This window comes from Brevundimonas subvibrioides (genome assembly GCF_027271155.1).
Lineage (GTDB): Bacteria > Pseudomonadota > Alphaproteobacteria > Caulobacterales > Caulobacteraceae > Brevundimonas > Brevundimonas subvibrioides_D.
In genome coordinates this window covers 2430488-2443895 of the sequence record NZ_CP114542.1, presented here as the reverse complement: position 1 = coordinate 2443895, position 13408 = coordinate 2430488, and the positions used below count along the sequence as shown (strand labels likewise).

At 64.8% G+C, this 13408-nt stretch carries 12 protein-coding genes; 7 read left to right on the top strand and 5 right to left on the bottom strand.

The features are described 5' to 3' along the window. Nucleotides 1–11 precede the first annotated feature (11 nt). Nucleotides 12–488 carry a TspO/MBR family protein gene (locus O3139_RS12370; RefSeq protein WP_269514361.1) on the top strand — a complete coding sequence of 159 codons (477 nt, stop codon included), beginning with the start codon at nt 12–14 and terminating at the stop codon, nt 486–488. 15 nt (nt 489–503) lie between these two features. On the opposite strand, the gene O3139_RS12365 is transcribed toward O3139_RS12370, so the two are convergent. The 3 genes from O3139_RS12365 to O3139_RS12355 all read right to left on the bottom strand — a co-directional run bounded on the left by O3139_RS12365 (nt 504) and on the right by O3139_RS12355 (nt 3646). Next, the gene (locus tag O3139_RS12365; RefSeq protein ID WP_269514360.1) at nt 504–1874 is read right to left on the bottom strand and encodes an ATP-binding protein; all 1371 of its coding nucleotides are present in this window, start codon (nt 1872–1874) and stop codon (nt 504–506) included. Beyond that, nucleotides 1875–3008 carry an FIST signal transduction protein gene (locus O3139_RS12360; RefSeq protein WP_269514359.1) on the bottom strand — a complete coding sequence of 378 codons (1134 nt, stop codon included), beginning with the start codon at nt 3006–3008 and terminating at the stop codon, nt 1875–1877. Between the two features lie 194 nt (nt 3009–3202). Continuing rightward, entirely contained in the window at nt 3203–3646 is a 444-nt protein-coding gene (locus O3139_RS12355; RefSeq protein ID WP_269514358.1) for a tRNA (cytidine(34)-2'-O)-methyltransferase, read from the bottom strand. Nucleotides 3647–3842: 196 nt separating this feature from the next. Between O3139_RS12355 and petA the strand changes: the two genes are divergently transcribed. The 6 genes from petA (at nt 3843) to O3139_RS12325 (ending at nt 10633) form a co-directional block, all read left to right on the top strand. Continuing rightward, on the top strand, nt 3843–4400 hold the full coding sequence (gene petA / locus O3139_RS12350) for a ubiquinol-cytochrome c reductase iron-sulfur subunit (RefSeq protein WP_269514357.1): 558 nt from the start codon (nt 3843–3845) through the stop codon (nt 4398–4400). Between the two features lie 11 nt (nt 4401–4411). Next, on the top strand, nt 4412–5740 hold the full coding sequence (locus O3139_RS12345; protein ID WP_269514356.1) for a cytochrome b: 1329 nt from the start codon (nt 4412–4414) through the stop codon (nt 5738–5740). A 5-nt stretch (nt 5741–5745) separates the two neighbouring features. Next, nucleotides 5746–6606 (top strand): cytochrome c1, encoded by an 861-nt coding sequence (locus tag O3139_RS12340; RefSeq protein WP_269514355.1) that lies wholly within the window; start codon nt 5746–5748, stop codon nt 6604–6606. A 149-nt stretch (nt 6607–6755) separates the two neighbouring features. Continuing rightward, nucleotides 6756–8399 carry a M28 family metallopeptidase gene (locus O3139_RS12335; RefSeq protein WP_269514354.1) on the top strand — a complete coding sequence of 548 codons (1644 nt, stop codon included), beginning with the start codon at nt 6756–6758 and terminating at the stop codon, nt 8397–8399. 82 nt (nt 8400–8481) lie between these two features. Next, nucleotides 8482–10068 carry a M28 family peptidase gene (locus O3139_RS12330; protein WP_269514353.1) on the top strand — a complete coding sequence of 529 codons (1587 nt, stop codon included), beginning with the start codon at nt 8482–8484 and terminating at the stop codon, nt 10066–10068. A gap of 31 nt (nt 10069–10099) precedes the next feature. Next, nucleotides 10100–10633, top strand: coding sequence for a hypothetical protein (locus O3139_RS12325; protein ID WP_269514352.1), 534 nt, complete (start codon nt 10100–10102; stop codon nt 10631–10633). 191 nt (nt 10634–10824) lie between these two features. Here the strand turns inward: O3139_RS12325 and O3139_RS12320 are convergent, their stop codons facing one another. Together O3139_RS12320 and ychF are read right to left on the bottom strand one after the other, a co-directional pair. Then, nucleotides 10825–11649, bottom strand: a complete 825-nt coding sequence (locus tag O3139_RS12320; protein WP_269514351.1) for a flagellin — start codon at nt 11647–11649, stop codon at nt 10825–10827. A gap of 610 nt (nt 11650–12259) precedes the next feature. Beyond that, nucleotides 12260–13360, bottom strand: coding sequence for a redox-regulated ATPase YchF (gene ychF / locus O3139_RS12315; RefSeq protein ID WP_269514350.1), 1101 nt, complete (start codon nt 13358–13360; stop codon nt 12260–12262). Nucleotides 13361–13408: the final 48 nt, after the last annotated feature.

The window sequence follows — 13408 nt, the reverse complement described above, 5'->3', positions numbered from 1 at the left end:
ATGCACCCGTCATGGACCACCCCGCCTGGATCGCCATCATCGTGTTCGTCGGCCTGAACCTTGCAGCCGCGATGAGCGGCAGTGTGTTCAAGCCAGGGTCCTGGTACGCCGGGCTGAACAAGCCGTCCTGGACCCCGCCGAACCTGGCCTTTCCGATCGTCTGGGGCCTGCTGTTCGCCATCAACGCCTGGGCCGGCTGGCTGGTCTGGGAGACGGTCGGGACCGGCTCGCCCTTGGCGTTCGGTCTATATGTCGGATCGCTAGTCCTGAACGCCGGCTGGTCGTTCCTGTTCTTCGGGCGGAGGCGGATGGATCTGGCGCTGATCGACGTGGCCTTGCTGTGGCTGTCGCTGGTGGTGATCATCGCGGTATTCTGGGGCCTGCGGCCCTTCGCGGCGCTACTGCTGATCCCCTATTTGACCTGGGTGACGATCGCCTCGGTCCTGAACCTGCGGATGCTCCAGCTGAATCCGAAAGCCACGGTTTAACCGGGGTCGGTACGGTCAGGCGGCGACAGTGTGCTCTGCGGGTGCAGGGTCGGCGTCCGGCAGCATTGCGCTGGAAATCGCCGAAAGCAGCGCGTCCAGCTCGATGGGCTTGGCAACCCATCCGTTCATCCCGGCGACCGCGTACCGGGCCAGCTGGTCGTCCATGACATTGGCCGTGACGGCGACGATCGGCACGGGGCGCAGGTTCGCGATCTGCTCGCGCCTGCGAATCTCTTCGGTGGCCTCAATGCCGTTCATCGTGGGCATCTGGATGTCCATCAGGATCGCATCGAACCCACCCTGCGCCCACATCTCGACCGCTTCGGCCCCGTTGGTCGCCATCTGGATCTCGCCGACGAACGTATTCAGCAATGCCTTGAGCACCATCCGGTTGGCCGGATTGTCTTCCGCCGCCAGGATCCGCAGGGGATGGTCAGCGGTGATCCCGGACGTCCACGAACGGGCTGCAGCGGAGTAGCGATCAAGGGCAAGGCAGAAGCTGAACTGCGATCCGCGACCCGGTTCGCTTGTGACCTGAAGGTCTCCACCCATCGCCTCGACGCGTTTCCTGGCGATGGCGAGGCCGATGCCGAGACCTCCCGCACGCCGGCTCGCCGAAGCATCGATCTGGGTGAAAATCTCGAAGATGTCGGACAGGCGTTCCTGCGACATGCCCGGTCCCGTGTCGGTCACCGAGAAGGTGATACCGCTGTCCGTGGGCCGTACTTCGATCCGGACATGGCCGGTCTCGGTGAATTTGACGGCATTGTTCGTCAGGATCGAGAGCGTCCGGCCCAGGTGGTTGGCATCTGCCAGCCATTCGCCATCCAGGACGGGGTCGATGTCCACGATGAACTGAAGGCCCTTGTCCCGGCAGTTGTCGGCGTGTTTGCTCACGGCGCGCCTCACGGTCGAGCCGATGTCCACGGGTGCCAGGCTCAACTCCAGGTCGCCCACGTCCGCCAGGGCGATATCGAAGATGTCGTCGATGATGGCCACGAGGTGTCGGCTGGCCTTGCGGATGACGTCGAGTTTCTCGGAGTTCAAGGCCTTGGGATCTTCCCGCGCCAGGATCTCGACCATGCCGACGACGGCATTCAGCGGGGTGCGGATCTCGTGGCTGATGTTCGACAGGAACAGGCTCTTGGCGCGGCTGGTCTCGGCTGCGACCCTGGCATGGGACAGGCTTTCGTTCGTCTCGGCCAGTTCGCGGGCGGCCACCGTCATCGCCCTGTGGCCGAGGGCATTCGCCTCGTCATGCTCGGCGTAGGCCGCGTCTATCGCATCCAGCAGTTTCTCCAGATCGAGCACGCCATCGCTGTCGGTGCACCGCCGCAGTTGGCGCGCCAGCAGTCTGTGCCGACCTGGAGCGGGCGCCTGGGGCATTCAGGCACGCTCGCGGATGACCGTGACGGTCATGGTCTGGTTGTGCAGCGTACGGTCCCTGGTGACGCCGTGAGGCGCAATCTCGCCATAGCTGTAGAAGCCGACCGTCGGCATGGCGTTCAGGACCGGGGCCATCTCCTCGGTTTCGTCCGCGACACGCTGCCCCATCATCAGTTTGCGGCCGATACAGCTGACCACCAGCGCCAGACCCGAATCGGGGCTGTCGCCACAGGCCTGGGCGGCGGCGCGCGCGGCCCCGTCGACCAGCTGATCGGGGGTTCCGCGCATCAGCTGGGCGGTCCAGCCTTCAGGAATGTCACCGGCAAACACCAGTCCGTTCTTGGCTTCGTCTATACCGACGATCGTTCGGACCACGTCGTTCTCGGACGACGCATCGGGCCGGATCGTCAGGGGGAACAGCAGGGCCGTTCCGGGCAGGCCGTCGGCCAGGGGCCCGAGATACTCCCGATAAAGATCCAGGGCCGGCTTGCCATCCAGTTCGAACAGCACATTGGCGGCCGATCGCGTGATCCGCCGCAGGGGGCCAAAGGGCTCCCACCCGCCGGTTGAACCCCAGCCGATCCGCAGTGTGTCGCCGTACAAACCGATGCCGACGACCTTGCCGGGCTCCGGCGCGCCATCTAGGCCAACCCGTGTCTCACCGAAGTCGGCACCGTCGCCGGCGAGGCCCCCTGTGACCACGACATCCTTCGGCAACAGGGTCGAAAGGCCCGCGATCAGCGCCGTACCATTCAGGTTGGTGCCATCGCCCAGAATCAGGACCGCCTTGAGATCGGGCTCCAGAAGCGCGGCGGCAAGGTTCCGCCCGGCCTCAGTATCACCCCCTGAGGCAGCCAGATCGACGATGTGCGCGCGGACGCGGGCCGCGTCGAACCGTATCGCCACACCGACCACGGCCTCGTCGAACACATCGACGCCGGCGATTTCTCCGCCCGTGGAACAGCTGGCGACGAGCGCATCGGGAAAGCGCTTTTTCAGCGCCATGACGGGTTCCGGGTTTCGGGACTGGTCGGTCCCCAGAAAGGCCATAACAAGCTGGGGCTCGAGGTCTTCGAGGGCGGGAATGCCGGCCCGCCAATCCTGGGCCTCGAACGCAAATACCTTCGTCTGCACGACAGCTGCCCCCACGCCTGATTTCAACCTTAACCGTATTGGGTTTAGGGACTGTAAACTACGTAACTTCCCGTATTGCCGGGAATTGGGGGAGGCTTTTTGCTTTCCTCGAGAGCCATTTTGCTCACGATCTCAGGACTCCGCCCTGTGCCCTCCGGGCAGGCGGATGGATCGATTTCTGAAGACCGGGGCGATCAGGACGAGGTCTGACGCAACCCTTCGAACAGTCCGATCCCGGCGCTGACCGACAGGTTCAGCGACCGGGCTCCGGGCCGGATCGGGATGAAGACACGCGCGTCAGCGGCGGCATGAACGAAGTCGGGCACGCCGGATGTTTCGGATCCGAACAGCAGGGTGTCATCGGGCTGGAAGGTGAACCGGGTCAGGGATGTCGCGCCCCGCGTGGTGAACAGAATCAGGCGACCGCTGCCACGGGTCGACTGGAATGCTTCCCAGTCGGCATGGCGGATCATGTGCGACAGCGGGCCGTAGTCGAGGGCCGCTCGCTTCATCGCGCGATCGTCGAAATTGAAGCCGGTGGGCTCGATAATGTGCAGCTCGACCCCGAAACAGGCCGACAGACGGATACAGGCCCCGACGTTCTGCGGTATGGCCGGTTGAAAAAGGGCGAGACGCATTCTATGGCCCTTCTACGCGTAAGGCCGGGCCTTGTCGCGGCCCTGCATGCGACCGCTTCTCATTAGGCGTCAGCAACTTGCGGCGATGAGCCGCAAAGCCGGGCCGGGTCATGTTTCGTCCGGTGCGCTATAGGAACGCTTCCTCGCGCGGACGCCATCGGGCGGGCCGCGTTCGGGCTTTTTCAGAAGGTGAGCCGTGGCCGAATCGGTCGTGAACGCAGAGCATCCCGAAGGTGGAGCGCCTGAGGGTGAAGCCACCCGCCGGGACTTTATCCATATTGCCGCCGGCGCCGCGGCCGTGGGCGCAGGGGTGATGGTGGCCTGGCCGCTGATCAACTCCATGAACCCGGCCGCCGACACCCTGGCCCTGTCGACCACCGAGTTCGACACGTCCAAGGTCGCCGAGGGCATGCAGGTCGTCATCACCTGGCAGGGCAAGCCGGTGTTCGTGCGCAACCGCACCGCCGCCGAACTGCAGAAGGTCCTGGCCGACCCGATGAGCAGCCTGAAGGACCCCCAGTCCGATCAGGACCGCACCAAGCCGGGCCACGAGCCGATGCTGGTCGTGCTCGGCAACTGCACCCACCTGGGCTGCATCCCTACCTTTGGAGCCGGTGACTACGGCGGCTGGTTCTGCCCGTGCCACGGCTCGCACTACGACGCGTCGGGCCGCATCCGTAAGGGACCGGCCCCCAAGAACCTGGTCGTCCCGGAGTATGCGTTCACCGCAGGCTCCACCATCAAGATCGGCTGAGAGCAGGCATCATGAGCGGACATGAATCCACCTACGTCCCCAAGACGGGCATCGAGAAGTGGCTGGACACCCGGCTGCCGATCGTCCGGTTCGGGGCTGACTACCTGGCCCTGCCGACGCCGAAGAACCTGAACTACTGGTACACCTTCGGCGCGATCCTGAGCATCTGCCTGGTGACCCAGATCGCCACGGGTATCTTCCTGGCGATGCACTATCAGCCTAATACGGCCATGGCCTTTGCCTCGGTCGAGCGCATCATGCGCGACGTCAACGGGGGCTGGCTGATCCGCTACGTCCACGCCAACGGGGCGTCGATGTTCTTCGTTGCGGTCTACATCCACATGCTGCGCGGGCTCTACTACGGCTCGTACAAGGCCCCGCGCGAGATGATCTGGATCCTCGGCTGCATCATCTTCTTCCTGATGATCGCCACGGCCTTCCTGGGCTACGTCCTGCCCTGGGGCCAAATGTCCTACTGGGGTGCAGAGGTCATCACCAACTTGATCGGGGCTATCCCTCTGATCGGGGAGCCGGTGCTGATCTGGCTGCGCGGCGGACCGGCGATCGACAATGCGACGCTGAACCGCTTCTTCTCGCTGCACTACCTGCTGCCGTTCGTGATCTTCGGCGTGGTCGTCCTGCACCTGTGGGCGCTGCACACCGCCGGTCAGAACAACCCGGTCGGGATCCTGATCCCCAAGGAGCGCGAGAAGAAGGACATGGTGCCCTTCCACCCGTACTATACGGTCAAGGATGGCTTCGCCCTGATCATCTTCCTGATGATGTTCGCCTGGTTCGTCTTCTTCATGCCGAACGCCCTGGGCCACGCCGACAACTACATTCCGGCCAACCCGCTGCAGACACCGGCCCACATCGTGCCCGAGTGGTACATGCTGCCCTTCTACGCGATCCTGCGCGCCGTCCCTGACAAGTTCGGTGGCGTCGTGGCGATGTTCGGCGCGATCGGCGTCCTGTTCATCCTGCCCTGGCTGGACACGTCCAAGGTTCGCTCGATGCGCTATCGCCCGACGATGAAGATCTTCTTCCTGATCTTCGTGGCGGTCGGCCTGATCCTGGGCTGGTGCGGTGGACAACTGCCGGATGCCCAGGTGGTCCCGGGGATGCCCAGCTTCACCCTGCTGGACGGTCAGCTGAACAGCTATCTGTGGCTGACGCGCCTGGCGACCCTCTACTACTTCGCCTTCTTCTTCGTGATCCTGCCCTATGTGGGCCTGAAGGAAACACCGCTGAAGATTCCGGCGTCGATCTCCGAGCCCGTCCTGTCCGGTCCGGACGCGATGAGCGGCGCGGTTCCTGCTCAAGCCGAAAAGAAGGGCTGATCGCGATGACGATTTCTATTCGCAAACTGGTCCTGGCGGCGGCTTCCGTCGCAGTGCTGGCCTCCGCGGCCCCGGCCGTTGCGTCCAGCAACAAGGAAGAGCCTCGCTCGGGCGGCTTCAGCTTCGAGGGCCCGCTGGGCAAGTTCGATCAGGCGCAACTGCAGCGGGGATACAAGGTCTACCGCGAGGTCTGTTCGGCCTGTCACTCGATGAACCTGATGCACTTCAGGACCCTGGGTGAGCGCGGTGGTCCCTTCTATGATCCCGAGGCCGCCAGCCCGGCCGAGAACCGCTTCGTCAAGGCCCTGGCCGCAGAGGTCCAGGTCGCGGATATCGATACCGAGACGGGCGATCCGATCATGCGCAACGGCATGGCCGCCGATGCCTTCCCCTCGCCGTTCCCGAACCGGACGGCGGCGGCGGCGGCGAACGGCGGGGCGGTTCCGCCCGACCTGTCGGTGATGGCCAAGGCCCGCGAAGGCGGTGCCGACTACATCTATTCGATCCTGACCGGCTATGTGGAAAACCCGCCGGCCGAGCTGAAGGTCAACCCGGGCCAGTACTACAACCCCTTTATGGCCGGGGACATGACGCCCTTCTGGTCGGGCAGCCACGAAGACGTGCCGCCCGGAGGCTTCATCGCCATGCCGCCCCCGCTGGTGGAGGGTCAGGTGACGTTCGACGACGGCACCGCCAGTTCCGTCGATCAGATGGCCAAGGACGTCTCGGCCTATATCGCCTGGGCCTCGGACCCCAAGGCGACCGAGCGCAAGCAGTCCGGCATGGGCGTCCTGGCCTTCCTGGCCATCTTCGCCGGCCTGACCTATGCCAGCTATCGCAAGATCTGGAAGGGTGTGGCGCACTAGAGCCACGTTCAATCCTGAAGAGACAAGGCCCGTCGGACCCGTCCGGCGGGCTTTTCCTTTTTCTTCGCCCGTCGGCAGGGAAAGCCGGATCGACACCCTCCAAATCCCGTCCTAACCTCCGCCAGTTCCGCGCTTTAGAAGGTTCCCCCATGCGTCTGTTCTCTGCCGCCGCCGCCCTGTTGACGGCGCTTTCCCTGACGGTCGGAGCCCATGCCCAGACCTCGCCGTTCGATGCCGCGCGGCTGTCCGAACACATCCGCGTCCTGTCCGCCGACGACTATGAGGGTCGCGGGATCGCGACGCCGGCCGAGGACAAGGTCATCGCCTACCTCAGCGAACAGTATGCGGCCGCAGGCCTGCAGCCGGGCGGGGACAATGGCGGCTGGACCCAGGCCGTGGCGCTGAATCGGTTCTCGGCCTCGAACATCCAGGCGCAGGTTCGGGTCGGCGACTGGAGCCAGCCCCTGACCCAGGGCGAACAGATTGTGATCTCGACCCGGCGACCGGGCGAGGATCACGTCATGCTGATGGACGCGCCCCTGGTCTTTGTCGGCTATGGCATCCACGCGCCGGAGCGGAACTGGGACGACTTCAAGGGTCAGGACATGCGGGGCAAGGTCCTGGTCGTGCTGGTCAATGACGCCGACTTCGAGGAGCCCGCGCTGGACACCTTCGGCGGCAAGGCCATGACCTACTACGGCCGCTGGACCTACAAGTACGAAGAGGCGGCGCGTCAGGGGGCGGCCGGCATCATCATCGTCCACGAGACCGATCCGGCGTCCTATGGCTGGACCACGGTGCGCAACAGCTGGTCGGGCGCGAATTTCGACATCGTGCGTGCCAATGCGGATGAGCGGGTGCCGATGGAAAGCTGGATCCAGCGCGAAGTGGCCGTGGACCTGTTCCGGCACGCGGGTCTGGATTTCGAGGCGCTGAAACGCTCGGCGCGCAGCCGGGACTTTCAGCCTGTGACCCTGACCGGGGCGGCGCTGGACGTGATGTTCGACGTGGCGTCGACCCGGATCGAGACGCACAATGTGATCGCCCGCCTGCCGGGCACGACCCATCCGGACGAGACCTTCATCTATTCCGCCCACTGGGACCACATCGGCGTCGGCACGCCCGATGCCAACGGCGACGCCATCTTCAACGGGGCGGTGGACAATGCCTCGGGCACGGCGGGCCTGCTGGAACTGGCGCGGGTGTATGGGGCCGGGCCGGTGCCGGAGCGGTCGGTGGTCTTCATCAGCTTCACGGCCGAGGAGAGCGGGCTGCTGGGCTCGGAATACTATGCGGCCAATCCAATCTATCCGCTGGCCACGACCGTGGGCGGGATCAACATGGACTCGGCCAATGTCTATGGCCGGGTCAGCGCCATGGGCATCGTCGGCTATGGCCAGTCGGACTTCGACGACCGGCTGCTGCCGCTGGTCGAGGCGCAGGGCCGCGTGATCCAGCCGGACGAGAACCCGGCTTCGGGCAGCTATTTCCGCTCCGACCACTTCCCCCTGGCCAAGCGCGGCGTGCCGATGGCCTATGCCGACTCGGCCGGAGACTTCATCGACGAACCGGTCGCCCGGCGGACGGCCGCGCGCGACGACTATACCGCCAGCCGCTACCACCAGGCCGACGACGAATGGTCGTCCGACTGGGATTACGCCGGACAGATCCAGGACCTGGACGTCTATCTGGCGCTGGGGCGTTCGCTGGTCGATGGCCGCGACTGGCCGCAGTGGAAGCCGGGTTCGGAGTTCGCGACCGTCCGGGCGCAAACCGCGGATCAGCGGCCGTAACGCCGGGTTCATGACAAAACCGTAAGGCGCGCGGGGCCGCCGCCGCCCCTAGGGTGCGCATCTCAAATCGGAGATGAGCTTGATGTTGCGTGGACTGATCGGCGGCGTGGCCGCACTGGCGTTGCTCGGCGCGGGGGCCGCGACCGCCCAGGAGTTTTCCGCCGAGCGACTGAGCGACCACATCAAGGTCCTGTCTGACGACAGTTTCGCCGGACGCTTCCCGGGAACCGAGGGCGAGCGGCTGACGCTGGCCTATCTGCAGAGCCAGTACGAGGCGATGGGGCTGGAGCCGGGCGGGCCGGACGGATCCTGGCTGCAGGATGTGACCCTGGTGCGGTTCACGCCCTCGCGGGCGCCCACCGCCAGCTGGACCGGACCCGACGGCACGACCCATGCCCTGGTCGCGGGCACGGACATCAACCTGCGGACCGCGGTCGGCGACGGCACGGTCGCCGTGACTGACGCGCCGGTGGTCTTTGCCGGATACGGCATTGTCGCACCCGAGCGCGGCTGGGACGACTATGGCGATGTAGACCTGACGGGGAAGGTGGTCATCATCCTGGGCGGCCAGCCCACTGCGTTCGGGGCCGATCCGAACTTCTATGGTTCACCGATCCACAAGCGCGAGGAAGCCTTCAGGCGCGGGGCCGTGGGCGTCATTGCCCTGCAGGAACAGGGCGCGATGCGTCCGAACATGCGGCCGCGCATGACGATCGGCGACGCAAGGGACGTGTCCTTCACCGGCACGATCCCCATGACAACCGCCGAACAGATGGCGACGGCCATGGGCGGCCAGATGAGCGAGGCGGTGGCGATGGCCAGGGCCGGCGGCGCGTTCAGGGCGCACGAGACGGGGCTGAAACTGTCGGTCGACATCGCCGAGACGACCGAGGTCGTGCCGTCGCATAACCTGATCGCCAAAATCACCGGCACGACCCGGCCGGACGAATACGTCGTCTATTCCGCCCACTGGGACCACGTCGGGACGGCACCCGAGCCGGACGCGACGGGCGACAGCATCTTCAACGGGGCCTGGGACAATGCCTCGGGCACCTCGGGCGTGATGGAAATGGCGCGCGCGTTCAAGGCCGGCACGCCGCCCGAACGGACGGTCATCTTCCTGCACGTCACGGCCGAGGAGCAGGGTCTGCTGGGTTCGCAGTGGTATGCAGCGCACCCGGTCTATCCGCTGGAGAAGACGGCGGCGGACATCAATATCGACATGCTGCCCTTCACTCCCGCGACGCGGACTATCGCCATCTTCGGGCCCGGCAAGTCGACGCTGGAGGACGATCTGGCCAGGCTGGCGGCCGAAGATGGACGAAGCCTGACCGGCGACGGAGAGCCGGAGCAGGGGTTCTATTACCGCTCCGACCACTTCAATTTCGCGGTGGGCGGTGTGCCGGCGCTGATGCCCTGGACCGGCGTCGATTTTGTCGAGGGTGGCGAAGCCGTCGGGCGGCCCTACTACCAGGCCCAGATGGCGGCCTACTATCATAACCTGAACGACGAATGGCGCGCCGACTACGACTTTACGGCGGCCCGGGCGAACCTGCACCTGCTGTACGAACTGGGTCACGGAATCGCCGATTCGGAAGCCTGGCCGCAGTGGAAGCCGACGGCCGAGTTCGCGGCGCGCCGTCACGCCTCGGACGCCGCACGCGACTGAACCTTCACCATGGCGGAGGCGTTCAGCGGACATGATCCGTTTGCTGTGCGTCTCCGGCCTGTTGCTGACCTGCCTGTCCGCCTGCGACCGGGTGCGCGACGTCAATCCGCCCACCGAGCCGGCGAAAGCCATCCCGATCCACGAAGGGATGCCGCAGGGCACGCCGGGGACCCTGACACTGCCGGGGCGCGGTCCCGTCAGCTTCGTCGGGCGGTGGGCGGCTGACGTGTCCTGGTGCGCCATGCCGCAAGGCGAGCGCCGACCGATCGAGATCACGCCGCTGCGGTTCGAGGCCCAGGAAAGCAGCTGCGCCATCGCCTCGGTCGATGAGGTCGCGGACGGCTATGTCGCGACGCTGGATTGCCCATCCAGGGGGGCGACGCGACGCGAACGGGTCAAGATGGCGGTGAGCGCCGATACGATGACGATGACCTGGCTGGACCGCGCAACACCGCCGGTCGAACTGCATCAGTGCACGACGCTGGCGGATACGGCGACCGCTCCGGCGGGCCTGACGATCGGTCAAGGGAATGCCGGGTCTGATTTCAAGGGGTCGGCAGAATGACGGACGCCCTCTGACGGGGTGATGACCGCTTCCGCCCGGTTACAGGGGTTGGCGAGGTCGGCGTTCGGGCAACGCTATGGCCGTCCGGTTTCGGGCGGACCGCCGATGTTCTGCCCCCCCCCCCCCGAGCGGCCACGCAGGCTATAGGAAACCTTCGGGCGGGGCATGACGCCCCGCCCTTCCGGCTTTGCTTATCGGAACAGGCCGAGCAGCATCGAAGACGACTGGGAAGCGATCGACAGAGCCTGCACGCCAAGCTGTTGCTTGACTTGCAGCGACTGCAGTCGGGCGCTTTCCTTCGCCAGATCCGCATCGACCAGGTTGCCAACGCCGTTCTCCACGGCGTCCGACAGCTTGCTGACGAACGTCGAGTGGGTCTCGAGCTGCTTGGCACCGGTCCCCAGGCGAGCCAGGGAAGCGGAGACCTTGTCGATCGAGGCGTTGACCAGACCCAGGGCCGTGGTGGCCAGGGTCGAGGTGCCGATGGTCGTGCCCGCAGCCACGGTCACATTGGCACCACCCAGCGACAGGATTTCACCCTTGACGCGCATGGCGCTGCCGGACGAGTTGGCCAGGGCGCTGAAGCCGGTCGTGCTGCTCAACATGTTCACGCCGTTGAACGAGGCGTTGGTGACCACGGTCGTGATCTGATCGCGGAGCGCCTTGAAGTCTTCGTTCAGGGCGTTGCGCGAAGACGTGGACAGCGACTTGTCGGTCGCAGCCAGGGCCTTGTCTTTCATCTGGACCAGGAGGTCAGAGACCGACTCGCCGGCCGCGAGGCCGATGTCGACGGCCGAAGACCCACGCGCCAAGCTTTCCTTTACGGTATTCAGGGCGGTGACTTCAGAACGCTGGGTCTGGGCGATAGCCCAGATTGCGCCGTTGTCCTTGGCAGTGTTGATCTTCTTGCCAGTGTTGATCCGGCTCTGGACGGAATCCAGGTCGCGGTTCGTGGCGTTCAGATTCTGTAGGGCTGTATAGGCCCCCGAGTTTGTATTCACGCTGTTTACAGGCATGAAGAAAGTCCTTCATTCTAGGTGTCCGACCGTCATTTTGACCGTCGGGAGCATTTTGCTCTCTGCCCGAATATCCGAGAATTGCTAAAATAAAGGGAATATACCTAAACCCAAACTGGCAATGACTAACGATTATTCTAAATGACTCGTTAAAGTTCAATGTGTCACCAAAACGGAAACGCTGTTTATCTAAAGATAAAGCTGCACATTACACTGCAGATATACTTACGAATACATGAGTTACATCCTGGCGGCCGGGGATTGAGAAGGTCGCTGGGCGAGCCCGCCCGGCGGTTTTGTCAGGAAAGCTTTGTCACCTTCTACCCTGGTCCGGTCCTGACCGACTGATCGAGCGAAAAAGCGAAAAGAATCAGAGAGACCGGCTCGGCTAACGGATGTCAGCAGCTGGCATCCCGGGCCCAGAGTTCAACCGATGGCACCGATTGAGGCGTTAACCTGAAGGCACCTGATAGACCGGCGATGCTCGGCCGAACGGTCTGTCGGGCGACCGCAAAAGGTCCTGCGGGAGTTCGGCTCCCGATATGAGCGAGGGCATGATTCACGCTCTCGGCTGGACCCACGTCGTGGATCCACCTCAGCCGATCAGACCCTAGTTGAACAGGAAGTTCATCACGTCGCCGTCCTTGACGACATAGGCCTTGCCCTCGGCCCGGAGCTTGCCGGCCTCGCGCGCCTTGGCCTCACCCTTGAAGGCGACGTAGTCCTCGTAGGCGACGGTCTCGGCGCGGATGAAGCCCTTCTCGAAGTCGGTGTGGATGACGCCGGCGGCCTGGGGCGCGGTGTCGCCGACGTGGATGGTCCAGGCGCGGGCTTCCTTGGGCCCGACGGTGAAGTAGGATTGCAGGCCCAGCAGGCTGTAGGCCTCGCGGATCAGGCGGTTCAGGCCGGGTTCGGCCAGACCCAGGCCTTCCAGGAACTCGGCCTGTTCGTCGGCGTCGAGCACGGCCAGCTCGGAATCGATCCTGGCCGAAATCACGACCGATCTGGCGTTGTCCTCGGCGGCGCGTCTGGCGACGCGGTCGGACAGTTCGTTGCCCTTGTCGGCCGATCCCTCGTCGACATTGGAGACATAGAGGGCGGGCAGGGAGGTCAGCAGTTGCAGCATGTCCCAGGCCTTGCGGTCCTCCTTGGACACGTCTGGCAGGGCGGTGCGGGCGGGCTTGCCGGCATGCAGCTTCGTCAGGGCCAGATCGACCAGCTTGAGGCTCTGCTGGCTTTCCTTGTCCCCGCCCTTGGCGCGCTTTTCCATCTGGACGCGGCGGCGTTCCAGGCTTTCCAGATCGGCCAGCATCAGTTCGGTCTCGATGATCTCGAGGTCGCTGACCGGATCGATGCGGTTCTCGACATGGGTGATGTCGTCGTCGATGAAGCAGCGGGCGACGAAGGCGATGGCATCGCAGTCTCGGATGTTGGCCAGGAACTGATTGCCCAGGCCTTCGCCCTTGGACGCGCCCCGAACGAGTCCGGCGATGTCGACGAAGGTGATGCGGGAGGGGATGATCTCCTTCGAACCGGCGATCTCGGCCAGGACGTTCAGGCGGGGTTCCGGCACGGCGACGTCGCCGGTGTTCGGCTCGATGGTGCAGAACGGATAGTTGGCCGCCTGTGCCGCCGCCGTCTTGGTCAGGGCGTTGAACAGGGTGGACTTGCCGACATTGGGCAGGCCGACGATCGCGACTTTCAGAGCCATGGTATTCCTGGAGGGCCGGGTGAGGGCGAGCCTTTAGACGGTTCGGAA

What these genes read in the sequence shown, in the direction of transcription:
- O3139_RS12330 (WP_269514353.1), top strand. Translation starts at nt 8,482, where the DNA reads ATGTTGCGTGGACTGATCGGCGGCGTGGCCGCACTGGCGTTGCTCGGC.
- O3139_RS12355 (WP_269514358.1), bottom strand. Translation starts at nt 3,646, where the DNA reads ATGCGTCTCGCCCTTTTTCAACCGGCCATACCGCAGAACGTCGGGGCC.
- O3139_RS12325 (WP_269514352.1), top strand. Translation starts at nt 10,100, where the DNA reads ATGATCCGTTTGCTGTGCGTCTCCGGCCTGTTGCTGACCTGCCTGTCC.
- O3139_RS12340 (WP_269514355.1), top strand. Translation starts at nt 5,746, where the DNA reads ATGACGATTTCTATTCGCAAACTGGTCCTGGCGGCGGCTTCCGTCGCA.
- O3139_RS12345 (WP_269514356.1), top strand. Translation starts at nt 4,412, where the DNA reads ATGAGCGGACATGAATCCACCTACGTCCCCAAGACGGGCATCGAGAAG.
- O3139_RS12320 (WP_269514351.1), bottom strand. Translation starts at nt 11,649, where the DNA reads ATGCCTGTAAACAGCGTGAATACAAACTCGGGGGCCTATACAGCCCTA.
- O3139_RS12335 (WP_269514354.1), top strand. Translation starts at nt 6,756, where the DNA reads ATGCGTCTGTTCTCTGCCGCCGCCGCCCTGTTGACGGCGCTTTCCCTG.
- ychF (WP_269514350.1), bottom strand. Translation starts at nt 13,360, where the DNA reads ATGGCTCTGAAAGTCGCGATCGTCGGCCTGCCCAATGTCGGCAAGTCC.
- O3139_RS12370 (WP_269514361.1), top strand. Translation starts at nt 12, where the DNA reads ATGGACCACCCCGCCTGGATCGCCATCATCGTGTTCGTCGGCCTGAAC.
- O3139_RS12365 (WP_269514360.1), bottom strand. Translation starts at nt 1,874, where the DNA reads ATGCCCCAGGCGCCCGCTCCAGGTCGGCACAGACTGCTGGCGCGCCAA.